Below are 26,037 nucleotides of genomic sequence, written 5' to 3' on the forward strand. Positions count from 1 at the left end.
GGGAGTTTGCATGAGCCGTAATAACATTATTTCACGCGCAAATCATGGTCCGGATGAGTCTGGTGGGAAATGTCCTTTTTTACACGGAAGTACAACAAGTGCACAGTCTAGTGGTACAACAAATAAGGATTGGTGGCCGAATCAACTTAATTTGAACATCCTCCATCAGCATGATCGTAAATCTAACCCATTTGGTGATGAGTTTGATTACGCCGCTGAATTTGAATCGTTAGATTACACTGCATTAAAAAAAGATCTTGAAGCTCTCATGACAGATAGTCAAGACTTTTGGCCAGCTGATTATGGTCATTACGGTCCCCTTTTCATTCGGATGGCATGGCATGCTGCAGGTACATATCGTACAGGTGATGGCCGCGGTGGTGGGAATACAGGTAACCAGCGCTTTGCCCCTCTTAACAGCTGGGCGGATAATGCAAACGTAGATAAAGCACGTCGCCTTCTCTGGCCAATTAAACAAAAGTATGGAAACAAAATCTCATGGGCTGACCTCCTTCTTCTGACTGGGAATGTAGCCATTGAATCAATGGGTGGAAAAACGTTTGGGTTTGGTGGCGGACGTGAAGATATTTGGCAACCAGAAGAAGATGTCTACTGGGGAAATGAAACAGAAATGCTTGGTGACAATCGTTACACAGGAGATCGCCAGTTAGAAGATCCCCTTGCTGCTGTGCAGATGGGGCTAATCTATGTGAATCCCGAAGGACCAAACGGAAAGCCAGATCCAGTTGGTAGTGGTCGAGATATACGCGAAACGTTTGCTCGTATGGGAATGAATGACGAGGAAACAGTGGCTCTTATCGCAGGCGGACATACGTTCGGCAAGGCGCATGGTGCCGGAGATGCCAAACAAGTGGGACCTGAACCAGAAGCTGCACCACTAGAAGCGCAAGGTTTAGGTTGGGTTAGCTCTCATAACAGTGGTAAGGGTCGTGACACGATTACAAGTGGGATTGAAGGTGCATGGACCGCCAACCCTACACAGTGGGACAATGGATTCTTTGATTTGCTATTTGGTTATGAGTGGGAATTAACAAAAAGTCCAGCTGGTGCTTATCAATGGGTTGCGGTTGACCAGGACGAGGGTCATCTTGCTCCTGATGCAGAAGATTCATCTATCCGAGTTAAAACGATCATGACGACGGCTGACATGGCGCTACGAATGGATTCGGCATATGAAAAAATTGCACGTCACTTCCATCAAAATCCTGATGAGTTTGCAAATGCGTTTGCTCGTGCCTGGTTTAAGCTTCTCCATCGTGATATGGGACCAAGCTCTCGTTATCTAGGTCCTGAAGTACCCCAAGAAGAACTTATTTGGCAGGATCCCGTGCCGTCTGTTGATTATGTGTTAACTGAGGATGAAATTTCTTCTTTAAAAGAGACTATTTTGCAATCAGGTTTATCGGTAAGTGAACTCGTTTCTACTGCCTGGGCATCAGCTGCGACATTCCGCCAATCTGATAACCGTGGTGGTGCAAATGGCGCCCGTATTCGTCTTGAGCCGCAAAAGAATTGGGAAGTAAATGAACCGGAACAGCTTGAAAAAGTGCTTCAAGTGCTTGAAAAGATTAAAGCTGATCTTGAAACAGACATTAGTTTGGCAGATCTAATCGTGTTAGGTGGAACGGCTGCAATCGAAAAAGCTGCACAGGATGCCGGCTTTAGTGTGAATGTACCTTTTGCCCCGGGTCGTGGAGATGCCACTGACGAACAAACAGATGCAGATAGCTTTGATGTATTAGAGCCTTTTGCAGACGGGTTCCGTAACTACCAAAAGAATCAGTATAGTGTTACTGCTGAAGAACTGCTAGTTGATAAAGCTCAGCTTCTCGGTTTAACCGCACCTGAAATGACCGTTCTTGTTGGCGGATTACGAGTACTTGGAGCAAATCATGGTGGTTCGGATAAAGGCGTCTTTACCGATCAGGTGGGAGTGCTCTCCAATGATTTCTTTGTTCACTTGTTAGATAATCATGTAGCATGGAAGCCAGTTGATGAAAGTACGTATGAAGGATATGACCTTAAGTCAAAACAAGTTGTTCGTAGAGCATCCCGTGTTGACCTTGTATTTGGTTCAAATTCTGTGTTACGTGCCATCTCAGAAGTGTACGCACAGGACGATAACAAAGGAAAGTTTGTGAACGACTTTGTTAAAGCTTGGGTTAAAGTAATGAATGCAGATCGCTTTGACCTTTCGTCAAAGAAAACGCAGCTTACGTAAATCTATAATAAAACGTTAAGACACAGTGTATGAGAGCTGTGTCTTTTTCTTTTGTATAACAGGAACGTATCATTTATGAGTTCTTTAAAGTTAATAAAGTGCCGATTTTAGGACTTGCGAACAGGTGTTCTTTATTCTGTTTCCACTCTAAGGTCATTTATAGCCTTCTCAAGAATAGCATGAGACCTAACCATTTCATCTAATGCTTCTTGTTTGATTCTATGAGCTTTAGCGCTATCTCGAAAGTAATAAACGTTTACCTCTTGGAAAGAGTCCTCGCGCAATTTTCGCTTAGTAGAGCGCAGTACACCTTCTTCTATCAATTCATAGAGAGCTCGATATAACTCTGCGTGATTTGGGGAAAATCCATAAGGCTTATATTGTTCTTTTAATTCCTCTAGCATTTGGGTTCCATATGGTCTGCCATCTTCTATAAAAGATATTAGATACGCTTTTAAAAATAATCGTTGCTTAATTAAAAAGCCAGTTGACACTCTTTTAGAATTCATTTTAAGTCCCCTCCCCTTATTATACTAATTGTATAATAGTGACGAATAAAGAGATACGACATTTTCTAAAAAAAGCCCTCTTGCGCGTTAATTCGTCAAGAAGGCCCCTACTTTGCTATTTTTTGTTTTTATATAAATACATGGTTAGTGGTGCAAAGATCACTAAAATGATCGCCGAAGCTAGCAACACCCACCCAACTTCAGAAGCCGTGATCGTTCCGTACATGCACCCTCTTACAGCATCCACTAATAAAGAGATAGGATTCACATCAACAAAGCCCTGGAGCCAATTTGGGAGCGTTTCGGGATCAACAAACACATTACTAACAAATGTTAATGGAAACAATACAGTCATACTGACCATCATCAGAGATTTCTCTGAACGCATAATAATTCCAAGCGTTGTCCAGATCCAAGAAAGACTAAAGCAAAAAATAAGAATGAATCCAAGTGAGGCGAACACACCTATAAGTCCTCCCTCAGGTCTAAATCCAAGCAGTAATCCTAATAGGATCATAATCGTTGAAGCGATTAAATATCGAACAGCATCTACTAGTAAAGCTCCAACTAAAGCTGAAGGCAGCCAGATCGGTAAGGTTCTAAAGCGGTCAAATACACCTTTACGAATGTCATTGTTTAAATCAACACCTGTATACATCGTAATTTGAGCAACGGTCATTACGAGTATCCCTGGTAACAGGAATTGTAAGTACTCACCAGTTGACCCTGCAATCGCCCCTCCAAACAAGTAAGTAAACATTAAAAGGAAAATGATCGGAAATACCGTCACATCAAACATTTGTTCTGGTACGTGCTTGATCCTTAATAATGCTCTGGAAGAAAAGGTTAAAGAAGATGAAAGTGGACTTGGATGTGGCGGTCTGACACTTGATGCAATCGCATCCTGGAGTTTTTGATCTACATCAGTTTTATGGCTCAATACTTTCACCCTCCTCTGAAGAAGTAATTTGGCCTGTTAATGTAAGAAAAACCTCATCCAGACTTGGCTGACCTAGAGAGAAATCGACTAGAGATATGCCTGCTTCATCGAGTGTATGAAGAGCCTTCATGACAATGGATGAGTGAGAAACCTGACAAGAAAGCGTGGTGGAATCTGATCCGATATGTATCGGCCCTTCAATGATGGTCTCTAACAAGGATACCGCCCTCGTGCTCTCTTCACTGCCTGATAAACGTACTTGGAAGGTTCCTGATCCGACAGATGCTTTTAGTTCATCACTTGTTCCCTCTGCAATAATCTTCCCTTGATTTATCACTGCAATTCGATCTGCAAGCTGATCGGCTTCTTCTAAGTATTGAGTAGTCAATAGAACCGTTGTACCGGCTTTTACCAACGCACGAACAATGTCCCAGACTTGATTGCGACTTCTTGGATCAAGTCCTGTTGTTGGTTCATCAAGAAAAAGGAGTTCTGGTGTTACTACGATGCTTGCAGCGATATCTATTCGTCGTCTCATACCACCCGAATACTTTTTCACTTGTCTTTTAGCTGCAACTTCAAGGCTAAAGGCATGCAATAACTCTGTCGCACGTTGTTTCGCTTGCTTACGTGAAAATCCCATTAAGCGAGCAATGAGTACTAAATTCTCTATTCCTGTTAAGTCTTCATCAATGGAAGCATATTGACCCGTTAGGCTGATTCGACTTCGTACTTCTGCAGAATCTGAAGCTAAATTGTAGCCAAATATCTTCGCCTCACCACCGTCTAAAGGTAATAACGTTGATAACATTCGAATGGTTGTTGTTTTCCCTGCACCATTGGGACCTAAAAAGCCGTAAACCGTTCCCTTTTTGATTGATAAATCAACGCCATCTACTGCGCGGTGATCTCCAAAAACTTTTATTAATCCTTTTGCCTCAATCGCCAATTTTGAGTGTCCTACATCATTCAATGCTTTGCACCACCCTTTTTTACGTTGATTAACCCTTGTATAGGCCATTATTCTTAGTAAACCACAACTTTATTCATATTGTTGGGATTTATGATAAAGAACATATAATTACTTAGACACTCTAGTTTTTGAGATGTGATCTCGACAAAAAACCACCCTATCATATGATTAAGGGTGGTTTCGAGAAACTCTATTCTTTTACAGCACCACTTGCAATTCCTGCGATAAAGTATCGTTGCAAGAATAAAAACATAATAAAGATTGGGAGTACAGAAATCGCTGCTGCGAGCATCAGTTGTCCGTAATCAAGATTATCTTGACCAGCAAGGATGGATAAAACGATCGGTAAGGTGTACATATCCTCTGTTACGATCGCAACGAGTGGCCATAAGAAATTATTCCACTGATGTGTGAAAAGGAAGATTGACACAGCCCCGATAGCAGGCAGCATCATAGGCAGCGAAATTTGAAAAAAGATCCGGTATTCCCCGCATCCATCAATTCGAGCAGATTCAAGTAATGAATCTGGGATTGACTTCATGCTCTGCCTCATTAAGAAGATAGCAAATGGATAGGCAAGCTGCGGCAAGATAATCGCACTATATGAATTTAAGATTCCGATGTTTGCGAACAATTCAAACTGTGGAATGATTAACGCCTGATATGGAATCATCATAGACACAAGCAGCATCGCAAATAATGTTTTACGCCCCTTAAATTCGTACTTTGCAAAGGCATATCCAGCCGCAGCGCTGAACAGACCAGCAACAATAGTAAATGTTACTGTAATGACTGTTGAGTTCCATAGTGCTTAGAATATATCAATGTTATCGATCAAGTTACGAAAGTTTGTTGCGAGTTGATCGCCTGGGATTAAATTAGGTGGCACAGATAATAGGGAACCGGATGAATTCGTAGCCCCAACCACCATCCAATAAAATGGCCCAAGTGTGATGAATAAGCCGATTGCAATAACAAGGTATTTAGCTGTGACTCTAAGTACTCTCATTAATCATCACCTGCCAGTTTAAATTGGATAAAGGATAATACAGCTATAATCAGTACAACCACGTAAGCAATGGATGAAGCGTACCCAAAGTCAAAGTACTCAAATCCATTCTCATACAAGTACATTGTAACCGTAGTCGTTGCATTAATTGGCCCACCATCGGTTAAGTTGAAGGCTTCATCAAATAACTGGAATGTACCAATCGTCGACATAACAAAGGCAAATAGGAGAACAGGCTTTAGCTGAGGAAGAGTAATAGAGAAGAACTTCCTTAAAGGCGTCGCTCCATCAATACTTGCAGCTTCATACAAGTCTTTCGGAATAACTTGAAGTCCTGCAAGAATAATAATCATGTTATACCCTGTCCATCTCCAAATGGTGACCATAATAAGTGAGACCTTTGCCCAGAATGGGTCATTTAACCAAGGGATGCGATCGATCCCCATGGATTGCAGGATGAAATTCAAAATTCCAAAGTCTTGATTCAAGATTAATAGAAAGATCACAGCAGCCGCTACAAGGGATGTGACCGTTGGTGTGAAGAATGCGACACGCAGCACACCTTTAAATCGGTGGATCCCACTATGTAGAACATTGGCTAATATCACGGCCAGCATGATCATAATTGGAACTTGGAAAATGAGAATGATAAACGTGTTAAACAATGATTCGTAAAATAAACTATCCTTAAACAATCGAATGTAGTTTTCAAATCCAGAAAATGTGTTTACACCTTCTACATTTGTCGTAAAACTTAAAACAAGAGAATACACAATGGGATAGCCAGTAAAAAGTAAAAAGAGTATAATCGCAGGCGCTATAAATACATAAGGGGCCAGGCCTGCTTTGTTTTTGGTGGATTTTCCTTTAGACGTTTGAGGTGCTTTTGTTTTAGGGGTTACAGTGTTACTCATCGCTTACCTCCCGTCCGGTTGCCGCTTCCAATCGATTTGCCGCCGTTTCAAGCGCTTCATCTATCGGGACATCCTGTAAGATCACTCGTCCAATCGCATCATTAAACGTATTTTGTGCGCGTAGGTAATCATCTGTAAAGTTAACAACAGGCAGGTCTATTGCTTCTTCACCAAACAGAGTAAACACTTCCTGATCGCCAAAAAAGGCATCACCCTCTTTAAATTCTGGTCGATCGATCGCTTCGATTAATGCAGGATACGCTCCGTACGATAAGGCACCATGAACTTGATTATCTACATTAACTGATGCGAATTCACCAAAGAGATACGCTGCTTCCTTGTTTGATGAAACGGAAGTAATCGCAAGGTTTGAGCCACCGTCGTTTGCGGCAGTTAAGCCTCCCTCCTCAAAAGCAGGTAGCTTCATCACTCTCCATAACCCTTCTTGCTCAGGCATTTGATCTTCTATAATTCCTTTTTGCCATGAACCACTAATCACTGTAGCTACAGCATCATTCTTAATAGCTGCATTCACTTCTTCTCCATTTGAAGCGTATAAGAATAAGCCTGCTTCATCCATTTCTTTTAATTTCTCCATTGCATTAAGGGCTGCATATGTATTGGCTGTGATCCGCCCATCTAGATCAAAATAAAACAAGTCTTGTTGTTGAAGCATCGCTCGATAAAATTGGGTATCGCCAGTTAGTTGAATCCCTGTCATCAATGTACCAGTCCGTTCTAACATTTGTTCACCTGCTTCAATGTAATCATCCCAGGTAACAATGTCATTGGCATCGATTCCAGCGTCTTCAAATAAATCTGCTCGGTAAAACACCGCCATGGGTCCCGTGTCTCTCGGGAAAGCCATAACGCCGCCCTCGTCATTAATAAGAGGTGAGATCTTTCCTTCTACGAACTTATCACGGTGCTCATCAAAACCCATATCTGATAGGTTAACGAAGCTCTCTTGAAAATTATCCATATATAAATCAATTCGTTGATTCTCTACCTGAACAAGGTCAGGTAGCTGACTTTCTACTCCTGCTGCTAGACCGGTAGTTAAGCGTTGATACACCTGATCCCCACTTAACTTTAAAATATTTACTTTAATGTCGGGATACAAATCTTCAAATTCTGGCACAAGATCAATTAAATAATCGGCTTCTAAATTCCAAGCCCAAACCGTAATTTCACCAGCTGCCTCCTCTGTTTCAATTGTACTTTCATTTTCGCTACAACCTGCAGTTAGAACTAAGACTACCGCTGCACTTAAAGGCCATTTAAGACGCATAATCTCCCTCCCTTATGATCGTGAAACGAGTTAAAATACTATTTGATAACGCTTCCATTATTAGCATATGCGTTTTCATTCGTCAACGAACAACCCTTTTCGAGGTTCATATTTTAGAAAGAATTAAGTGTAACGAATAGAAAAAAAAGCGAATCCACCAATGGGAAATCGCTTTGATTTAAAATTAAAAATAATGTAACATCATTGCTTCACGTACTTCATTCATCGTTCCTTTAGCAAGTAATTGTGCTCGCTTTGTTCCTGCCTGCACAATCTCTTTTACATCGTTAGGTTTTTGTAAATACATGGCTCTTCGTTCGTGCATTGGTTCAAGCAATGCATGAATATTTGCTGAAATCGTCGCTTTACACTCAACGCAACCTAGCTGACCTTTTTGACACCCTTCATAAATGACATCTGACTCATCTTTTCGAAAAACAGTATGATAAGTATAGATTGGACAAATGTCTGGATGTCCTAGATCAGATTTACGGACTCGGGCAGGATCCGTCCGTGCTTTTTTTATTTGATCATACACTTCTTGCTTGGATGAATCCAAATTAATTGTGTTTCCTTTACTCTTGCTCATCTTACTATCACCATCGAGTCCGATCAATCTTGCACAATCCCCAACAATTGCTTTAGGTTCAGTAAAGACTGGTGCATAAAGCTGATTAAAACGTCTCATGATTTTTCGTGTTTGTTCCATATGCGGGAGTTGATCTTCTCCTACTGGCACAACTGTAGCTTTACAAAATGCTATATCAGCCGTTTGACTAATAGGATAACCTAGAAACCCGTAATATAAGTCTCTGTACCCTTTATCCTTGGCTTCAGCTTTTATGGTTGGGTTATGTTTTAATGATTGAACCGTTACAAACATCGAGAAATAAGCTGTTAGTTCCGCAATTTCTGGTACAAGTGATTGAATAAAAATAGTAGACCGGTTTGGATCAATACCTGCTGATAAATAGTCTAGCGTGACTTGTTCCACGTGTTTTTTTAAGGTTTCAGGATGTTTGTAATGAGTAGTTAGTGCTTGAACATCAGCAAGCATAAATAAGGAGTCATAGGTTCCTTGAAGCTCCACACGGTTCTTTAAACTTCCCACATAATGTCCAAGATGCAGCTTACCAGTGACACGATCTCCTGACAATAAACGTTCCTTCATGATATTGCCTCCTATATTATATTTTATTTGATACACAACCCACCAATCATCATCCAATCGCATCACCTCCTTAAAAACACAAAAAACCCCGCCCTATAAAAGGACGAGGTTCCCGTGGTACCACCTTATTTAATGACAAATAGCCATTCACTACCGTACGGAAAAATCAAATGAGTTCTCGATACGATTCAAATTGATAACGGGTCGAAACACCCGGCTACATCTACTAACTGTTCAACATAGCAACTAAGAAGCCCATTCTACACAAGGAGGAGATTGGTTTACACCAGCCACCAACTCTCTAAACACCTCATCTCATGTATACTTACTCTTCATCAACGTTTGTTATATGGATTATTCGCTTAAATCAACATTATGGTACACTTGCTGAACATCTTCTAGGTCTTCAAGCGCATCGATTAGTTTCTCAAATTGATCTTTTGATTCGTCTGGGATAGCCACATCGTTTTGTGCAAGCATCGTTAACTCAGCTACAGAGAATTCGCTAACTCCTGCGTTTTTAAAGACTTCTTGTACGGCGTGAAATTGTTCTGGTTCTGCATAAACGATCACCGTCTCATCCTCGGCTACGATGTCTTTTACATCAACATCTTCTTCCATCATTAGCTCAAGCACGTCATCCTCGGTTTTACCTTCAACACCGATTACCGATGCGGCGTCAAACATGTAAGCTACAGAACCACTCACACCCATGTTCCCACCGTTTTTACCAAAAGCCGCACGAACATCAGATGCTGTACGATTCACATTGTTTGTTAATGTATCTACAATGATCATTGAACCATTTGGCCCAAACCCTTCATAACGAAGTTCATCATAATTCTCATCTGAACCGCCTTTTGCTTTTTCAATTGCACGATCAATAATTGCTTTTGGTACGTTATATGTTTTCGCACGCTCTAAAACGACCTTTAAGGCTTGGTTTGATTCTGGATCGGGTTCCCCTTGTTTGGCAGCTACATAAATTTCTCGACCAAACTTAGCGTAAATTCGACTTGTATTTGCATCCTTTGAAGCTTTTTTCTCTTTTATATTATTCCATTTGCGTCCCATATTGAACACTCGCTTTCCCTTAAACTCACTTTTAATCATATCCTAATTCTTAGGGTTCTGACAAGGTTTTAACGAGTCATCATAAAGTTCATTGTAAAATGCTGTTTTTCATTGGAATGATCAGGGTATAGTCGGTAGAGAATTGAGTGATGTTTATGAGGAGTGGTCCATAATGAAAAAAGTAGAAATTAAGAAATTCGGCATCGGTAGTGTTCTTAAGAGTACAATCTATTTATATTTCATTCCAATCGTTTTAATTGTTATTGTATTTGCATTTGCCATAATCATTGGTGCACTTCAAGAAGGTGCAGCAGCCTTTATATCGATCCCCATTATGCTATTTATGCTGCTTTTGTATACCGCTTTATATGCGGGTGTCATTGCACTAATGACGCTTATCTACAACTGGCTAGCTGGTAAGTTCGGAGGGTTGGTTGTAACCATTGAAGAAAGAGAAGAATGTTAAAAAGGAACGCTCCAGTGTGTCGGAGCGTTCCTTTCATACATTTAACCCGTAATTCTACCGAGCTTCTTATCGTCCTCAAGCACAAGGTCTGCAGTCAGTTGTCCGGAAAGCGTGACCATTGGTACTCCTCCACCTGGATGCGTTGACCCTCCTACAAAGTACAGGTTTTTAAGAAGCTGACTACGACTTGGAATTTTAAAGCCTCCATTTGTCTTCTTATTGGCTGCAACGCCGTAGATAGAGCCTCCATTCGAGCCATATAGCTGTTGAAGATCATCTGGAGTGAATGTATATTCAAACTCAATATGATCTCGGATGTTTGTAAGTCCGTTGCGCTCGAGCTTAGATAAGACAACTTCTCTATATTCATCTTTAAACGTAGACCAATCATCACCCGGTTTGAGTGGTGGTACATGCGTTAAAATGAAATGGTTTTCCTTACCCTCTGGTGCGTGTGTTGCATCTGATTTAGACGATATCCCAATGTAGATGGTTGGATCATCTGCCGGTCTTTTTTCTTCAAAGATTTGTTTAAACTCGAGCTTTGGATCTTTTGAGAAAAAGAAATTGTGATGAGCAAGCTGCGGATATGTTTGATCCATCCCAAGTAATAGAACCAAACCTGAGACACTCGGTTCAAATGACTGTAGTTTTTTCACTTCTTGTTTCGCTTGATTTGAATCTGGTACAAGGGTTTCATATGCTGGAATGACTTCAAGGTTGGAAATAATCATATCGCCATAGATGACATCTCCATTTTCAATTTGTACACCTTTTGCCACACCATTTGACTCAACCACTTGAGTCACTCGTGTATTTGTTTGCACCCGAACATTAAGCTCTTCAAGAACGTTTTGCATCGCTCGGATAATATTATACATTCCGCCTTCAACATAATGAACACCAAGGCCAAATTGAACGTATGCAAGCTGTGAAAGAACAGCCGGCGCTTGATAAGGCGAAGAGCCAACATACATAACTAGGAAATCAAGAATTTGTTGAAGGTGAGGCTCACGAATGAACTTCTTTGTTGCCTGATTCATACTTTTCATCGGATCCATCGCCAGTAAGTCTTTGAAGCTATGACTTGTACGCAGATCCTTTAGACCAGACAAGCTTCGTTGGTAAAAGCTTTTTGTACACAGCTCATAAATCTGACTACTATAGTGGAGATAATCAAGAAATCCTGACTTATCTTCAGGAGAGATGCGTTCAATCTCTTCTAGCATGTTCGGTAAATCTCCATCTAAGTCGATTGTAACGCCGTCTTCAAAAAATGTACGCCACTGCGGCTCTACTCGTTTGACTGTCAGATAATCAGAAAGATTTTTCCCTGCGCGTGTAAAAAGCTGTTCGAGTGTCCATGGCATCGTTAAAATAGACGGACCTGTGTCAAAAGTGAATCCTGAACCACTTCGGATGTTACATTTTCCACCTAGTCGTTCATTTGCTTCAAATAATCGAACATCATAGCCTTCTGCTGCAAGTGATATAGCTGATGATAATCCACCGATGCCTCCGCCAATTACAATGACTTTTTTCTTCACTCTTCCCTACCCCTTTTTCATTAGTAGATCCAAGGCAAAAGTATCCACCGCTTATTTTTCCAATGAACATACGAACTGCCAAGCACTTGCTCAAGCATCTTTTCTTCAAGCTTGATCCGGTAAAGAATGGACGGAAAAACTAGAACAATGGTTGCTGCTAATCCGATCCATAATGCAAGGTAGAACGAGATACCTATCATACATAGCATTAACCCACTATATAATGGATGACGTATGAATCGATAGGGTCCATGGCCAACAAGCGTTTTGCTAGATGATACGTGGACATGCCTTGTAAATTCTTGCTTTAACACAAGCATTGACCAGTATCTGAGAAAAATACCTGACCCGTAGAGAAATAAACTGATCCAAGTGAGGATTAAAGATGGTAAAGGCACCGCTTGCCCTTCACGTAAACTTATACAAAAGACTATCGTCACGAGGATGGAGAAAAGGATAAAGTAAAAGCTTTTTCGCTCTTGGCGAGGTGATTTATCCTTTGTTCGAGGATTTTTGAAAAGGATAAACTCTAATAACCAAATGACATTCAACAGTAGAAAAATCCATTCGTCCGTCGTCATGGTATTCCTTTCATCATTTAGTTTGACGTTACTCTTTTAAACGTTGCACGTGAGTAAAATTGAACAATAATTGCTACAAGAAGTACGGTTGAAATAATGAGGACTGCTTGATAGGAAGGAATGATGATCGCTCCAATGACGATCAACAAACCACATATGAAAAAAGCTTTTCCAGCAAACCGATTAACAATCGCCCATACTTTATCGTTTTTAAGCGTATATTGGTTTTTGGCTCCAAATACCGTATTACGTTTGAGTTGAGGCATAATATTCCCAAGAATCATCAATAGTAATCCAAGTGCAATGCCAAAAATAAGTTCTGTTTCTAAGGAGATACCCTGCCCTGTTAGAATAATAACCAAGTGACACACAAATAGAATACTCATTAATCCCCCTAGTAAAGCTATCTTCACATGAGAAACCGTTCTTACATTGTTGGTCTGCTTGGTCGTTAGATATGCAAGTCCTTTTGTGAGAATAAAAAGAACAATCATCATCATTGGCATGACAGATAATGCTGTCTCAGTAGGTAAGCTTCCGGTAACGGCTTCACCTGACCAATGAACGGCTAGCTGGTCTGGAAGTCTTGGATACGTAACGATACTTAAAATGACTGCAGATAAAGTTAGTAGAATTCCAATCATGTTCGCTTTCACATTACTCATCTCCCTTAGGTTTAAATTGATAAAACCAGGTAAATACATCCTGTAGCACCGTTGTGTTTAACGTGTGATAAATGAATTGACCCTGCTTATCTGCCGTCACTAAGTTTGCTTGCTTTAAAATCTGCAAGTGATGAGAAATACTTGGTTTACTCATCTTAAAATGATCGGCAATTTGTGTCGCGGTTAAACATCCCTCTCTACTTAATACACTCATAATCTCCCTTCTTGTCTCATCATTTAATGCTTTAAATAAATCATTCACATGTCTATCTCCTCTGATTAGATAATTAAACAACTGTCTAAATATAGTGTATCTTAATTAGATAATTAAACAATCATCTAATTACAGTTTCATCCTTTTTTATATAAAAAGAGACGTCCTTGCATCAGGACGTCCCTCGCTACTATCGATTAAACCATGACCTTACACATATCTTTTGTAAATTCCACTGGATCTTCGAGTGGTAAACCTTCAATAAGAAGAGCTTGGCTAAATAAAAGGTTCGTATAAAGCTTTAGCTTTTCTTGATCTGTTTGTTTAGCGTTTTGCAAAGCCTTGAATACATCGTGATTCGGGTTAATTTCAAGTACTTTTTCTGCTTTTACATGTTGATTATCTGGCATCGCTTGAAGGACTTTTTCCATTTCAATCGTCACTTCACCCTCTGCAGCTAAAATAACTGGGTGTGTTTTTAAGCGTTTGGATAAACGAACATCTTTTACCTTACCTACTAAGATGGATTTCATCTCTTCAAATAGGTCTTTATTGGCATCTTGGGCTTCCTTTGATTCTTCCGTTTCGTCTTCATCAAGCTTTAGATCTGCACTTGAAACGGACTGGAACTCTTTTTCTTGATAGCTTTGTAGCATTTTAATGGCAAACTCATCTACATCCTCAGTAAAGTATAGAATTTCGTAGCCTTTGTCAGCCACTAACTCTGTTTGAGGCAGCTTTGCAATACGCTCTATGGATTCACCTGTAGCGTAGTAAATGACGCTTTGATCTTCTTTCATACGAGACACGTATTCTGAAAGAGAAACTAAGCCTTTTTCAGTTGAAGAGTGGAATAATAACAAGTCTTCCAATACTTTTTTATGAGCACCAAACTCATTATAGACACCAAACTTAAGCTGACGTCCAAATGATTTGTAGAACGTCTCATATGCTTCACGGTTGTTTTTAAGTAGTGATTGAAGCTGGGACTTAATTTTGGATTGAATGTTTTTTGCAATTAGTTTTAATTGACGATCATGCTGTAGCATTTCACGTGAGATATTTAATGACAAATCTTCAGAATCAACCATTCCTTTAACAAAGCTAAAGAAATCTGGTAGAAGATCTGCGCACTTCTCCATAATCAAGACACCATTGGCATAGAGCTCAAGTCCTTTTTCATATTCCTTTGAGTAAAAATCAAATGGTGTACTTTCAGGAATGAATAAGATGGATTGATAACGAACTGCACCATCGACACTAAGATGAATATGCTCAAGTGGTTTATCAAACCCGTATCGCTTGTCCTGATAAAATTGCTCATAGTCTTCTTTTGTGAGCTCGCTTTTATTCTTACGCCAAATTGGCACCATGCTATTAATTACTTGTTCTTCTTGAACCTCTTCGGTTTCTCCCTCATTGCCATTTTCTTTTGGCTTGTAGGTTGTTACGTTCATTTTAATTGGATAGCGTATAAAGTCAGAATACTTTTTAACGATGGACTTTATACGATGTTCTTCTAGAAACTCATCAAAGGATTCATCCTCTGTGTTTTCTTTAATATGTAGGGTAATCTCTGTTCCAGCTACATCCTTCGTTGCTTCTTCAATCGTATAGCCATCACTTCCGTCAGACTGCCATTTGTAAGCTTGGTCTGCGTCTACAGATTTACTAACGACACTTACTTGATCAGCCACCATAAATGCTGCATAGAATCCAACGCCAAACTGCCCGATAATGTCATGACCGTCTTTCATTTCATTTGTCTTTTTAAAACCTAGTGAACCACTTTTAGCGATTGTTCCTAGATTTGTTTCTAGCTCGTCCTTCGTCATACCAATTCCCGTGTCGGTTAACGTCAAAGTGCGAGATTCTTTATCTGCTGAGATATGAATCGCATACCGGTCCTGCTCAAAGGAAATGGCTTCATCTGTTAAGGCGCGATAGTACAACTTATCAATGGCGTCACTTGAATTAGAAATTAATTCACGTAGAAAAATTTCTTTCTGCGTGTAGATCGAATTGATCATCATCTCTAATAGACGTTTGGATTCAGCTTGAAATTGCTTCTTCTCCATCTTTTAAACACATCCTTATTTGAAATGATTTTTCTTTTAGCACTCGACAATAACGAGTGCTAATCTACTATCATTTTACACATTTAACGTGTATCGTCAACCGTTTCAAATCAATAAGTATAAAACTGTTTAACGAGAACAAACTACTATCACCTACGTTAACTGAGAGGAGCGAAAAACATGGATCAGACGATTCATTTTAGTACAGATACAGACTATAACAAAAAAGTTCTCCACACGTTTTTCGCTAACCAATCAGATTTTGGCGAACGACATTTTTATATGATCGAGTTAAATAAAACCTGTTCATTCTATTTTCTAAAGTCTAGAACGAACTTCACAACACTTATGACCTTTATACAAAAGCTCGAAAAAGTAACACCTTCTCTATTCCAGGATCTATCTCAAGATGATGTACTTCTAAAATCCTTAGATACCTATTCCTATCAAACAACGTACAACCTTACAGATTGCATAAAGTTTATTTTTGAAGGTAAATCGATATTAGTTGTTGAAAACTCAGCTGAAGTTTATGTGTTTGATACGGCAAACAATATAAAAAGAAGTGTTCAAGATTCTGCAAGTGAAAAAGTCATTCGTGGACCAAAGCTATCATTTATAGAGAGCATCACTGACAATGTAGGTTTGATTCGTCAGCTTACACGAGATCAAAACATCATCGTAGTAGATCATCAAATTGACGTACAAAACAATGAGAAGCTGGTTCAATATTTATACAACCAAAAGCAAGTAAGTGATGAATTATTAAAAGAAGTTAAGAAACGTTTGTCTTCTATTAAAACGAGTAATTTAGAGGATTCGGGAATGTTAGAGGAGTTGCTTGAGGACAATACATTATCTCCTTTTCCACAAATGCAAAACACTGAGCGACCAGACCGTGTAATTGCAGCAATAAATGAAGGAAGAGTCGCCATGTTTATCGATGGCTCTCCGTTTGCTTTAATTATGCCAACGACCTTTGATTTGCTTCTTCAATCTCCAGATGATTATTATGAACGCTGGCTTGCAGCCAGTTTTGTGCGAGTTCTTAGGTATTTATCTATTTTTATTACATTATTTCTCTCTGCATTTTATATCTCTCTTGTATCGTTTAATCAGGGACTTTTGCCAACAGAACTTGCAATTACTATCGCTGGCACAAGACAAAACATCCCCTTCCCTCCGTTTATTGAGGCAATCATTATGGAGATTACAATTGAGCTATTAAGAGAAGCAGGAATTAGACTTCCAACGCCCTTAGGACAAACAATAGGACTTGTTGGAGGAGTTATTATTGGTCAAGCAGCGGTTGAAGCTAATATAGTGAGTTCTCTTATGGTTATTATTATAGCCATTACGACGATTACTTCCTTCACTGTACCTCAATACAGTTTTGGCCTCTCTTTCAGGATGCTACGATTTGGTGCGATGATTTCAGCTGCGATCTTTGGATTATTTGGAACAGTTTGCTTCTTTATTTGGTTAACAATCCACTTATCTAGTTTAAAAAGCTTCGGAACGCATTACTTCTCTTTACAGTTTTCTATTTCAAGGAAAAAATTCTTAGACTTGTTTTTACGTTTACCTAAAAAGATTAGATCTGCTCAATAAAGGAGGAATAGCCTGTGGAAAAACAAGAGACCGAATCACTAACAACTATTCAATTAACCGTTCTTTTAATCAATTGTATGTTAGGTGTTGGGTTTCTTGTTATTCCCAGGCATCTTACAGCAGTGATCAATTCTCCTGATGGATGGATATCTCTTCTTGTGTCAGGTTTTGTTGTGTTAATAGCCGTGTATCTTTTATTTTATTTTTTTTATAAGCATGAGGTCAAAGATATTATCGAATACAGTGAGCTTGCATTTGGCTCTTTCATTAGTAAAGTAATCTGTATCTTATTAGTTTTATATTTTGCTTCACTGATTGGGTATGAAGCTGTAGCAATGAGTGAAATGGTTCGTTTCTTTTTACTTGAAAAAACACCACAAATGCTTGTTGTTTTTATCATTATCTTTCTTGCTGCATATCTAGCAACCAAGGAATTCTCAACACTTATAAGGGTGTGTGTCTTTTTTCTGCCTTTCTGTATCACTGTAGTGATCTTTATATTCTTTTCTGGATTTGAAGAAGTGAATATAAATAATTTACGACCTGTGCTTCACCATGGATTGACACCGTTATATGAAGGTTTCTTTAATACGACTTTAACGTATTTAGGTCTTGAATCTTTGTTAGTGCTAACAGCATTTACCACAGCTAAAACGAAAAAAGTGCGAGCGGCTACAATCGCCATTGGTAGCACATCTCTTCTTTACTCCATTACATATATCATTGTTGTTGGAGCCTTAAGTTATCAAGAGGTGATGACATTAACTTGGCCAACTATTTCTTTTATCCAAACGTTTAGTATACATGGAATATTTATTGAGCGATTGGACTCGTTATTATTGTCTACGTGGATCCTTCAATTTTTCACACTATGCGCGATAAATATGTTTAACTGCTGCTATGTAGCTAAAAAACGCTTTTCGATTCGGCCATTTTATACGTGTATTGCTGTTGTTATCTTGGCGCTTTTCATAGCGTATATTCCAGAGGACACCTCCCAAATTGTTCTTTTATCAAACATTGTAGATCGAACGGGTTTAGCTTTTTTAATTGGATTACCCTTGGTTTGTTTTTTAACAGTTAGTATTAAAAAGAAGGTGACTTCATGAACAAATTTAGAGGTACATTTACCTTATTGGTCATTGTTACCCTTCTAACAGGCTGTTGGGATAGCAGAAGTATAGAGGATATTTCAATTGTTATAGGGGTAGGCATTGATTTAGAAGAAGATAGCGACAATATTGCACTAGCTCATCAAATCATTGTTCCACCTAGTAATGGTGGAGACAGTTCTCAAGGATCCCCTTTTAAAAACATCTATACATCCGGAAAAACGGTACATAGTGCAATTCGAAATTTAGCTCTACGTGATGACCCTGTTTACAGTGACCATCAGCGAATTTTGCTTATTCGTAAAGAAGTGTTAAGGAAGTATTCTCTAGATGAAGTGATTAATCAATTAGTGAAGGATGACAAAACGCGTAGGAGCTTATATGTGTTTATTACAGATGAATCGATAAAGGACATATTCTCTACTTCTGACACTGATGAAATACCTTCGAATCAGTTATACAGTTTAATCGAAAATCGTTCGCGTTCCACTAAGATCTTACCTGCTGTCTCACTGGGGAAAGTCTCTTCAAATTTACAAAAGAATGCAACTTTCGTTTTACAGGATGTACAGGTCATTAATCAACAGCTTGCTCTCTCAGGAGGTGGAGTGATAGTTGATGGTCAGATTCTGAAACAAGAATTGACGTTGGATGACATTGCCACGTTAAATTGGTTTACTGGAGACATTGAAGGAGGGGTTGTGTCAACTGAAAAGGATGGAATGCCTCTTGCTTTTGAAATTCTAGATAAGGTTAAAGTAAAGATCCAGTCCGAGTATAAAGAGGATCAGATCTTCATATCAGTTCATTCAGAGACCGTTGGAAGAATCTCAGAGGATTGGAATGAGCAAGAGGATTCGTTCACTGAATCTTACAGCAGAAACCGAGAAAAAGCGATTGAAGATGAAATCGAGGATCGCGTCCTTGATTTTATTCATAAGTTACAAACGGAGATAAAAGCTGATGCGACAACTCTTTCAGAATACATGCGTGTGCAGCAGCCAGATTTCTGGGAGAAACATAAAAAGGATTGGAATCGTTATTTCAGTGAGGCGGATATCTCTTTTTCTGTTTCAGTCACTGTTGAGGATTTTGGTACCAAGGGTTCTACTAAAAAAATGAAAAATGAAATGTGATATGATAAAGGCGACATTGCTTGAGGAGTTGATTCCATTTGAATCCATCAGAACGTGAAGCCTTTATCATTGAAAAGTATAAAAAAGAAGAAAAGCTCATGATTCTTTTATATGCACAATGGTGTGTGAATCATGAGCTTGATCCAATTACGATCTATGAAAAAGCATATCCACACCAACCGAAAAATCAACAGCTTTTAGATGCCATTGATCAAACCTTACCTAAGGCCAGTGCGGAACCGGTTCCTCTTTCTTCACTATTAGACGTTCTATCTTGGTTTGAACAAAATGAATTAGCTTATTATGTGTCTGAGGTGGCCAATCACTTAGACTTACGTTAACTCAAAGATAGACGCAAGGCGCTGATATGAAGCCATTCGCTCATGGAATGAATGAACATTCGTTAATACTAAACACTCATTTGTTTGAAACGTGTCAGCTACTGCTTCAAGCTGCTCACGAACGGTCTTAGTATCTCCTATAATTTGTTGTTCTCGTGATTGGGTTAGCATTTCTTTTTCACCGTCATCTAAGGGATACTGTTTAGCATAATCAACTGAAGGTAATCCAACGCTTCCTCTACCCGATGTGCGTTCAATTGACCATATGTGTCCACTTCGTGCTAAGTCTTCTGCTTGTTCATTCGTCTCTGCACAAATAACTGAAACAGCGAGAATCACTTCAGGCTCATCTAAATACTTGGAAGCTTGAAAGTGATCACGATATGTTTTTACAGCGTCCATACTTGATGCTTTGTTCATGAAATGACCAACTGCATAAGGGAGACCCAGGGATCCTGCAAGCTCAGCACTCTTTTTACTAGTCCCAAGTATCCATGGGATTGGCGAAACGTCCGGAACAGGTGCTGCTTGTAAAGTAGAATACATATGGTCCTCATGAAAATCATTAGAGAGGAAATGTAAGAGCTCCTCTACTTTTGCTGGCATTTGATAAATTGCTTCAAGCATGTTACCAGTTAGTGCTACGGAAGCCTCAGCTGAACCGCCTGGGGAACGACTCATTCCAAGGTCCACTCTTCCTGGGTAGAGGGTTGCAAGAAGGTGATAACGTTCGGCAATCGTATACGGTTTATAATTCGGTAATAAAACGGCACCTGATCCGATACGAATCCGGTCCGTCTTAGAACCAATCAAACTAAGTATAAGATCTGGTGCGGGACAGCTTAGCCCTGGTAGGTCGTGATGTTCAGCTACCCAATAACGATGATACCCCCATTTTTCAGCAAATTGTGCGAGCTGAATAGTCTCTTTGATTGTCTCTTGCGGAGATTGACCTCTTGATTGAACAACTTGATCTAAGATACTTAATTTCAAGCTACGTACCTCCTTTCATAGAAAAAGCCATGGTCATCACCATGGCTTTTTTTCTTTATGATAATAGTTCTGCAACAATCTCGTGTGAACGAATACGTGCATCATGATCATACGTGTCAGAAGAAATGATGATTTCATCTACTTTCGTTTCATCGATAAAATCACTTAGATTTTGTTTAATCGTGTCAGGTGATCCTGTCATATAAGAGCTTGCACCACGGTTTCTCTCAAGTGCAGCAATTTCGCCAGGAGAATAATGATCAGCAAGATTTTTCACCGGTGGTTTGAATTGGCCTGGTGTTCCTCGCATTAAATCAAGCATTTGTTGTTTGCGAGAAGTTGAAAGATATTCTGCTTCTTCATCTGTGTCTGCTGCAACTAGACTTACTCCAAGCATGACATGTGGTTTTGACAAGGCTTCTGAAGGTTCAAAGCGGCTGCGATAAAGATCAATCGCCTGATGCATATAATCAGGTGCAAAGTGTGAAGCAAACGAAAATGGCAGTCCTTTCGCTGCGGCGAGTCTTGCACTAAAGCCGCTTGAACCTAGCAACCAAATCGGTACATCTTGTCCCACTCCCGGATAAGCCTTTACTCCTGTTTGAGCCTCCACGCTCATGTAGCCTTGCAGCTCTTCAACTAGCTCTGGGAAGTCATCTCCATTACTAAATAACGTTCGACGCAGGGCACGAGCCGTTAACTGATCACTTCCCGGCGCTCTACCCAGACCTAAATCAATTCGTCCTGGATGAAGTGCATCAAGCGTTCCGAACTGTTCAGCGATCATAAGTGGCGCATGGTTAGGAAGCATAATACCCCCAGAACCAACTCGTATCTGATTCGTCCCTTGTGCAATATGATTAATGATAATGGATGTAGCTGAAGAACCAATACCAGGCATATTGTGATGCTCTGCTAACCAATAACGGTTAAAGCCCCACTCATCTACCTTTTGAGCCAAATCAAGACTTCGTTTAAATGTTTCTGACGCATTTGATCCTTGTGTGATAGGTGCTAAATCAAGCACCGATATCAATGTATCTTTATATCGTTTTGCATGAGGGTGTGTTAAGTTCATTTTGTTCATCTACCTTTCTTGAATCCATGCACCTATTGTAAGGACTCAACAGACCAGGTGTCTACTTTCCTGCTTGCGAGCTTTGAAACCCGTGACGAGATTGCAGATAGGCTTCAATTTCTTCCTCTGAATATGATAATTCAGAAAGCCCTTTGGCAATGGTTTTTGCATACGGCTTTGCTGGTTTATGAAATGCCTCAGTACCCATATCATTGGGATTTGTGAACGTAAGCTTAGGATATCCATCCTCTGTGCCGAGATATACAACTCGACCGTACCATCCATCATCTAACGTTTGCGATCCTTTCTCCATTAACTCATCAAAAGATAAACGAGAGGCATCAGCTGCATTTTCTTGTTCCACGACATCAACAAATTGTTCAAAGGTAATAAGATATTGCCTCGCAATTGTTTTCTCTGAAGGGTCCTCCCTATGTCCGATAAAGGCAACACCACCCGTTCCCCACTTACTTGTATCCTTTGCAAAATAAAGAGGATAAGGTAACTCACAGCCTTTATTATCGACTGGAAGTGTGTGATCACGACACCCTTTTTCGGCTTCGTTTGATCCTTCAGGGATACCACCTTTTATATAACAATGGAAACGTTCCTCCATTAAGTTTGATCCATAACTCACATACCATACTAAATTCATGTTACCGCCTCTTTCTTCTTTAAACTCGTTTCTAGAGATAAAATGTCTCTACATAATCGTTAAAATGCATCTCATATTCCATATTGTTTCATCTTTTCTTAGCCATTAAAATAGTAAAAAAGCCTTGAGGTGATAAATATGAAGGAACTCCGCTACTTTTATGCTGTCATTTTAGTTGGTTTAGTAACAGCTCTCATCATGAGCTTTATTTAAAGTGTAAGCTCAAGCTTCACTGGACAATGATCACTACCGTAAATATGTGAATCAATGTCTGCGTGTTTTACGGTAGATGCAAGTTTATTTGAAACAATAAAGTAATCAATCCGCCATCCAATGTTTCGTTCTCGGACATTAGCCATATAAGACCACCAGGTAAAGGCATCATCCGTTTCAGGATAAAGCATTCGATACGTATCCAGGTATCCTGAATCAAGTAGTTTCGTAAACTTACCTCGCTCCTGGTCCGTAAATCCGGCATTTCCAATATTAGCTCGATCATTTTTTACGTCGTTTCGTTGGTGAGCTACATTTAAATCTCCACATAAAATAACCGGCTTTTGTTCTTCAAGTGTTTGAATATAACGACGGGCTGCCTCTTCCCAAAGCATACGATATCCTAGACGCGTTAAATCACGCTTTGCATTAGGTGTGTACATGGTTATGAGATAAAATCCTTCATATTCTAATGTGATAACTCGTCCCTCTAGATCCTCTATTTCATCTCCAAGACCAAACGTCACACTCATTGGTTCATGTCTAGTAAAAATAGCCGTTCCGGAATATCCTTTTCTCTCTGCACTATTCCAGTACTGCTTGTACCCTTTTAGATCAAGATCAATTTGCTCAGGCTGGCACTTTGTCTCTTGTAAGCAGAAAAAATCCGCATCTTCAATGTTAAAGTAATCTAAGAACCCTTTTTTTACACAGGCACGAATGCCATTTACATTCCACGAAATAAATTTCATTATATCCCCCAATAATCATAAGCTAATCATTTGACCAATTTGACCTATCTTATCATAATAGACGTTACACCTCAGATCCACTATTCTGTATTGATCAAAAAAGATCAAACAAAATACTTGAAAGGTCAAAATAGGTCAGTTATTATGTATGTAGAATCAAAAAATACCCAAGCAGTTCATTTGACGATGAATTGTTCCTGATTTAAAATAAAGGTCAGACTTAGTCAAAGAACTTGACTTTCTTTTTAATCATAAAGGTCAAAGTTAATCAAAGTCTAATTCATTCTTACTTAGGAGGAATGTTTAACATGAAATGTCAACATTGTCAGCAACGCGATGCATCAGTAGATGTGAAACTAATGATTAATAATCAAGCTCGTAACATACAACTTTGTGGTGAATGCTTTCAAATGATGCAGCAACCACTGAATAGTCAAGGCGGATCGTTTGATGATCTTTTTAAACAACACTTTATGAATCAAAATCCCGAAAACGGTCAAGGCACGCGCCAAAAAGTAAAACAAGATAAAGGCGCTGGTGATGGTTTCTTAGATCAATACGGTCGGAACCTGACTGCGATTGCTAAAAATGGAGAGATTGATCCAGTAATTGGTCGAGATGAAGAAGTTGAACGTGTGATACAAGTTCTAAGTCGTAGAACAAAAAACAACCCAGTTTTAATTGGTGAAGCGGGTGTTGGTAAAACAGCAATTGCTGAAGGACTGGCAAGACGAATTGCTGAAGGTTCTGTTCCATTTAAGATTCGTGATAAACAAATCTATAGCCTTGATCTTACCTCTCTTGTAGCAGGTACAAGCTATCGTGGTCAGTTTGAAGAAAACATTCAAAAGCTGATTGCAGAAGTCGAAGAACGTCAAGATGTTATACTCTTTATGGATGAAATTCATATGATGGTTGGTGCTGGTTCTTCAAATGATGGCAGCATGGACGCATCAAATATTTTAAAACCTGCACTTGCTCGCGGTAAATTCCAGTTAATCGGTGCAACAACATTAAAAGAGTTCCGCCAAATTGAAAAGGATGCCGCACTTGAGCGTCGATTCCAACCAGTAAATGTAGCTGAACCGACACTTGAACAGACATTTGAAATCTTAAAAGGTCTACGTCCCATTTATGAAGCGTATCATCATGTGGCCTATTCGGATGAAGTATTACGTGCTAGTGTAACGCTGTCTGATCGCTACATTCAGGATCGCTTCTTACCGGATAAAGCGATCGATCTTCTCGATGAAGTTGGTTCAAAGCTTTCATTAACAGATGAGAATCAAGATAAAGAGCAAATGAAAGAACGCTTAACCAAGATTCGTGAAGACAAACAAAAAGCATCTGAAGTAGAAGATTACGAAAAAGCAGCGAAACTTCGCCAAGAGGAGCTTCTTCTTCAAGAACAAATGCAAAAATCAACAGGTGCAGCTGTTGAAGTGACAGTTGATTTAATTCAAGAAGTCATTGAAAAACGCACAGGCATCCCAGTGAAAAAGCTACAAAAAGCAGAACAGAAAAAAATGAAAGACCTAGCTGCTCGTCTTGCGGGTCAAGTGATTGGTCAAGAAGAAGCTGTTGAAAAAGTAGCAAAAGCGGTAAAAAGAAGCCGTGCTGGCCTAAAAGCAGCTAACCGTCCGATCAGTTTTATGTTTGTTGGTCCAACGGGTGTTGGTAAAACAGAGCTTAGCAAAACGCTTGCTGAAGAGGTATTCGGTAGTCGAGATGCAATGATTCGTTTAGACATGAGTGAGTTCATGGAAAAACACTCTGTTTCTAAATTAATCGGTTCTCCTCCAGGCTATGTTGGTCACGATGATGGAGGCCAATTAACGGAACAAGTTCGTCGCAAGCCTTACAGCATCATCTTATTAGATGAAATTGAAAAGGCACACCCAGATGTACAACACAGCTTCCTGCAAATACTTGAGGATGGTCGTTTAACTGATAGTCAAGGACGTGTGGTTTCATTCCAAGACACCATAATCATTATGACCTCTAACGCAGGAGCAGGAATTCAGAAGGCCTCTGTAGGTTTTAATCATTCCCAAAGTAAAACTCTCGGTATTTTGGAATCATTAAATGATTACTTTAAACCTGAATTCCTTAACCGTTTCGACGGGATCATTGAGTTTAATCAGTTATCTGAGGAGAACTTGGTAGCTATTGTTGATGTGATGCTAGGCGAGCTTCAAGATCGCCTTAACGCACAGGATATTCAAATGACCGTTTCAGATGAAGCAAAACGTAAGCTATCTGAGCTTGGGTATCACCCTGCATTTGGTGCACGTCCACTTCGTCGTGTGATCCAAGAAACAATTGAAGATGAAATCACTGAATTAATTATTGACGAAGAAGTTGTCTCAGCTGTTGAAGTAACAGTTCAAGATAACGAGCTTGTTGTTCAAAAAGCATAAAATTGGATTAAATCATAAAAAGAGTACATTCCTTCGCTGGAATGTACTCTTT

25 protein-coding genes and 1 other annotated feature are annotated in these 26,037 nt (G+C 39.5%); of the genes, 7 read left to right on the forward strand and 18 right to left on the reverse strand.

Translation table 11 applies throughout. The features are described from left to right. The first annotated feature begins 10 nt into the window (after window positions 1-10). Window positions 11-2,242 carry a catalase/peroxidase HPI gene (gene katG, locus NSQ54_09925; GenBank protein WYP28391.1) on the forward strand — a complete coding sequence of 744 codons (2,232 nt, stop codon included), beginning with the start codon at window positions 11-13 and terminating at the stop codon, window positions 2,240-2,242. 131 nt (window positions 2,243-2,373) lie between these two features. On the opposite strand, the gene NSQ54_09930 is transcribed toward katG, so the two are convergent. The 9 genes from NSQ54_09930 to NSQ54_09970 form a co-directional block, all read right to left on the reverse strand. After that, entirely contained in the window at window positions 2,374-2,751 is a 378-nt protein-coding gene (locus NSQ54_09930; GenBank protein ID WYP28392.1) for a Replication termination protein, read from the reverse strand. A 115-nt stretch (window positions 2,752-2,866) separates the two neighbouring features. Beyond that, window positions 2,867-3,691, reverse strand: coding sequence for an ABC transporter permease (locus NSQ54_09935; protein WYP28393.1), 825 nt, complete (start codon window positions 3,689-3,691; stop codon window positions 2,867-2,869). After that, window positions 3,681-4,664, reverse strand: a complete 984-nt coding sequence (locus tag NSQ54_09940; GenBank protein ID WYP28394.1) for an ATP-binding cassette domain-containing protein — start codon at window positions 4,662-4,664, stop codon at window positions 3,681-3,683. Before NSQ54_09940 ends, NSQ54_09935 begins: the two co-directional genes overlap by 11 nt. A 190-nt stretch (window positions 4,665-4,854) precedes the next feature. After that, window positions 4,855-5,454, reverse strand: a complete 600-nt coding sequence (locus tag NSQ54_09945; GenBank protein WYP28531.1) for a carbohydrate ABC transporter permease — start codon at window positions 5,452-5,454, stop codon at window positions 4,855-4,857. 21 nt (window positions 5,455-5,475) lie between these two features. Continuing rightward, window positions 5,476-5,673: a hypothetical protein gene (locus NSQ54_09950; GenBank protein ID WYP28395.1), complete on the reverse strand. Its 198-nt coding sequence runs from the start codon at window positions 5,671-5,673 to the stop codon at window positions 5,476-5,478. Continuing rightward, window positions 5,673-6,587, reverse strand: coding sequence for a sugar ABC transporter permease (locus NSQ54_09955; protein ID WYP28396.1), 915 nt, complete (start codon window positions 6,585-6,587; stop codon window positions 5,673-5,675). The genes NSQ54_09950 and NSQ54_09955 overlap by 1 nt, the downstream gene beginning before the upstream one ends. Next, window positions 6,580-7,878 (reverse strand): extracellular solute-binding protein, encoded by a 1,299-nt coding sequence (locus NSQ54_09960; protein ID WYP28397.1) that lies wholly within the window; start codon window positions 7,876-7,878, stop codon window positions 6,580-6,582. The genes NSQ54_09955 and NSQ54_09960 overlap by 8 nt, the downstream gene beginning before the upstream one ends. A gap of 184 nt (window positions 7,879-8,062) precedes the next feature. Further along, complete coding sequence (gene trpS, locus NSQ54_09965; GenBank protein ID WYP28398.1) at window positions 8,063-9,049, reverse strand: tryptophan--tRNA ligase; 987 nt, start codon at window positions 9,047-9,049, stop codon at window positions 8,063-8,065. A gap of 96 nt (window positions 9,050-9,145) precedes the next feature. Next, window positions 9,146-9,397, reverse strand: a binding site (T-box leader). Window positions 9,398-9,403: 6 nt separating this feature from the next. Beyond that, window positions 9,404-10,123, reverse strand: a complete 720-nt coding sequence (locus tag NSQ54_09970; GenBank protein ID WYP28399.1) for a YebC/PmpR family DNA-binding transcriptional regulator — start codon at window positions 10,121-10,123, stop codon at window positions 9,404-9,406. A gap of 172 nt (window positions 10,124-10,295) precedes the next feature. Here NSQ54_09970 and NSQ54_09975 point away from each other — a divergent pair, with 172 nt between their 5' ends. Next, the gene (locus NSQ54_09975) at window positions 10,296-10,589 is read left to right on the forward strand and encodes a hypothetical protein (protein ID WYP28400.1); all 294 of its coding nucleotides are present in this window, start codon (window positions 10,296-10,298) and stop codon (window positions 10,587-10,589) included. A gap of 41 nt (window positions 10,590-10,630) precedes the next feature. On the opposite strand, the gene crtI is transcribed toward NSQ54_09975, so the two are convergent. The 5 genes from crtI to htpG all read right to left on the reverse strand — a co-directional run bounded on the left by crtI (window position 10,631) and on the right by htpG (window position 15,674). Next, complete coding sequence (gene crtI, locus NSQ54_09980) at window positions 10,631-12,136, reverse strand: phytoene desaturase family protein (GenBank protein WYP28401.1); 1,506 nt, start codon at window positions 12,134-12,136, stop codon at window positions 10,631-10,633. 20 nt (window positions 12,137-12,156) lie between these two features. Then, window positions 12,157-12,534, reverse strand: coding sequence for an isoprenylcysteine carboxylmethyltransferase family protein (locus tag NSQ54_09985; protein ID WYP28402.1), 378 nt, complete (start codon window positions 12,532-12,534; stop codon window positions 12,157-12,159). 200 nt (window positions 12,535-12,734) lie between these two features. Further along, window positions 12,735-13,373 carry an SdpI family protein gene (locus tag NSQ54_09990; protein WYP28403.1) on the reverse strand — a complete coding sequence of 213 codons (639 nt, stop codon included), beginning with the start codon at window positions 13,371-13,373 and terminating at the stop codon, window positions 12,735-12,737. A 1-nt stretch (window position 13,374) separates the two neighbouring features. After that, window positions 13,375-13,644 carry an autorepressor SdpR family transcription factor gene (locus NSQ54_09995; protein WYP28404.1) on the reverse strand — a complete coding sequence of 90 codons (270 nt, stop codon included), beginning with the start codon at window positions 13,642-13,644 and terminating at the stop codon, window positions 13,375-13,377. Between the two features lie 149 nt (window positions 13,645-13,793). After that, the gene (gene htpG / locus NSQ54_10000; protein ID WYP28405.1) at window positions 13,794-15,674 is read right to left on the reverse strand and encodes a molecular chaperone HtpG; all 1,881 of its coding nucleotides are present in this window, start codon (window positions 15,672-15,674) and stop codon (window positions 13,794-13,796) included. Between the two features lie 180 nt (window positions 15,675-15,854). Here htpG and NSQ54_10005 point away from each other — a divergent pair, with 180 nt between their 5' ends. From NSQ54_10005 to NSQ54_10020, 4 genes are read left to right on the forward strand one after another with little or no spacing between them, the layout of a single operon-like run. Further along, entirely contained in the window at window positions 15,855-17,285 is a 1,431-nt protein-coding gene (locus NSQ54_10005) for a spore germination protein (protein WYP28406.1), read from the forward strand. Between the two features lie 14 nt (window positions 17,286-17,299). Next, window positions 17,300-18,394 (forward strand): GerAB/ArcD/ProY family transporter, encoded by a 1,095-nt coding sequence (locus NSQ54_10010; protein WYP28407.1) that lies wholly within the window; start codon window positions 17,300-17,302, stop codon window positions 18,392-18,394. Next, window positions 18,391-19,533, forward strand: a complete 1,143-nt coding sequence (locus tag NSQ54_10015) for a Ger(x)C family spore germination protein (protein WYP28408.1) — start codon at window positions 18,391-18,393, stop codon at window positions 19,531-19,533. The genes NSQ54_10010 and NSQ54_10015 overlap by 4 nt, the downstream gene beginning before the upstream one ends. Before the next feature lie 38 nt (window positions 19,534-19,571). Beyond that, window positions 19,572-19,874, forward strand: coding sequence for a hypothetical protein (locus NSQ54_10020; GenBank protein WYP28409.1), 303 nt, complete (start codon window positions 19,572-19,574; stop codon window positions 19,872-19,874). On the opposite strand, the gene NSQ54_10025 is transcribed toward NSQ54_10020, so the two are convergent. The 4 genes from NSQ54_10025 to NSQ54_10040 all read right to left on the reverse strand — a co-directional run bounded on the left by NSQ54_10025 (window position 19,866) and on the right by NSQ54_10040 (window position 23,565). Further along, window positions 19,866-20,867: an LLM class flavin-dependent oxidoreductase gene (locus NSQ54_10025; protein WYP28410.1), complete on the reverse strand. Its 1,002-nt coding sequence runs from the start codon at window positions 20,865-20,867 to the stop codon at window positions 19,866-19,868. The two genes, NSQ54_10020 and NSQ54_10025, sit on opposite strands and share 9 nt — an antisense overlap. 55 nt (window positions 20,868-20,922) lie before the next feature. Then, entirely contained in the window at window positions 20,923-21,954 is a 1,032-nt protein-coding gene (locus NSQ54_10030; GenBank protein WYP28411.1) for an LLM class flavin-dependent oxidoreductase, read from the reverse strand. 52 nt (window positions 21,955-22,006) lie between these two features. Then, window positions 22,007-22,600, reverse strand: coding sequence for a hypothetical protein (locus tag NSQ54_10035; GenBank protein ID WYP28412.1), 594 nt, complete (start codon window positions 22,598-22,600; stop codon window positions 22,007-22,009). Between the two features lie 209 nt (window positions 22,601-22,809). Then, complete coding sequence (locus NSQ54_10040; GenBank protein WYP28413.1) at window positions 22,810-23,565, reverse strand: exodeoxyribonuclease III; 756 nt, start codon at window positions 23,563-23,565, stop codon at window positions 22,810-22,812. Between the two features lie 308 nt (window positions 23,566-23,873). Between NSQ54_10040 and NSQ54_10045 the strand changes: the two genes are divergently transcribed. Then, window positions 23,874-25,985, forward strand: coding sequence for an AAA family ATPase (locus NSQ54_10045; protein WYP28414.1), 2,112 nt, complete (start codon window positions 23,874-23,876; stop codon window positions 25,983-25,985). Window positions 25,986-26,037: the final 52 nt, after the last annotated feature.

It is taken from the genome of Alkalihalobacillus sp. FSL W8-0930 (assembly GCA_037965595.1).
GTDB lineage: Bacteria > Bacillota > Bacilli > Bacillales > Bacillaceae_D > Alkalicoccobacillus.

Coding starts and splice junctions, on each gene's coding strand:
- katG (WYP28391.1), top strand. CDS start 11: ATGAGCCGTAATAACATTATTTCACGCGCAAATCATGGTCCGGATGAG.
- NSQ54_09930 (WYP28392.1), bottom strand. CDS start 2,751: ATGAATTCTAAAAGAGTGTCAACTGGCTTTTTAATTAAGCAACGATTA.
- NSQ54_09950 (WYP28395.1), bottom strand. CDS start 5,673: ATGAGAGTACTTAGAGTCACAGCTAAATACCTTGTTATTGCAATCGGC.
- NSQ54_09955 (WYP28396.1), bottom strand. CDS start 6,587: ATGAGTAACACTGTAACCCCTAAAACAAAAGCACCTCAAACGTCTAAA.
- NSQ54_09960 (WYP28397.1), bottom strand. CDS start 7,878: ATGCGTCTTAAATGGCCTTTAAGTGCAGCGGTAGTCTTAGTTCTAACT.
- trpS (WYP28398.1), bottom strand. CDS start 9,049: ATGAAGGAACGTTTATTGTCAGGAGATCGTGTCACTGGTAAGCTGCAT.
- NSQ54_09970 (WYP28399.1), bottom strand. CDS start 10,123: ATGGGACGCAAATGGAATAATATAAAAGAGAAAAAAGCTTCAAAGGAT.
- NSQ54_09975 (WYP28400.1), top strand. CDS start 10,296: ATGAAAAAAGTAGAAATTAAGAAATTCGGCATCGGTAGTGTTCTTAAG.
- htpG (WYP28405.1), bottom strand. CDS start 15,674: ATGGAGAAGAAGCAATTTCAAGCTGAATCCAAACGTCTATTAGAGATG.
- NSQ54_10005 (WYP28406.1), top strand. CDS start 15,855: ATGGATCAGACGATTCATTTTAGTACAGATACAGACTATAACAAAAAA.
- NSQ54_10015 (WYP28408.1), top strand. CDS start 18,391: ATGAACAAATTTAGAGGTACATTTACCTTATTGGTCATTGTTACCCTT.
- NSQ54_10030 (WYP28411.1), bottom strand. CDS start 21,954: ATGAACAAAATGAACTTAACACACCCTCATGCAAAACGATATAAAGAT.
- NSQ54_10035 (WYP28412.1), bottom strand. CDS start 22,600: ATGAATTTAGTATGGTATGTGAGTTATGGATCAAACTTAATGGAGGAA.
- NSQ54_10040 (WYP28413.1), bottom strand. CDS start 23,565: ATGAAATTTATTTCGTGGAATGTAAATGGCATTCGTGCCTGTGTAAAA.
- NSQ54_10045 (WYP28414.1), top strand. CDS start 23,874: ATGAAATGTCAACATTGTCAGCAACGCGATGCATCAGTAGATGTGAAA.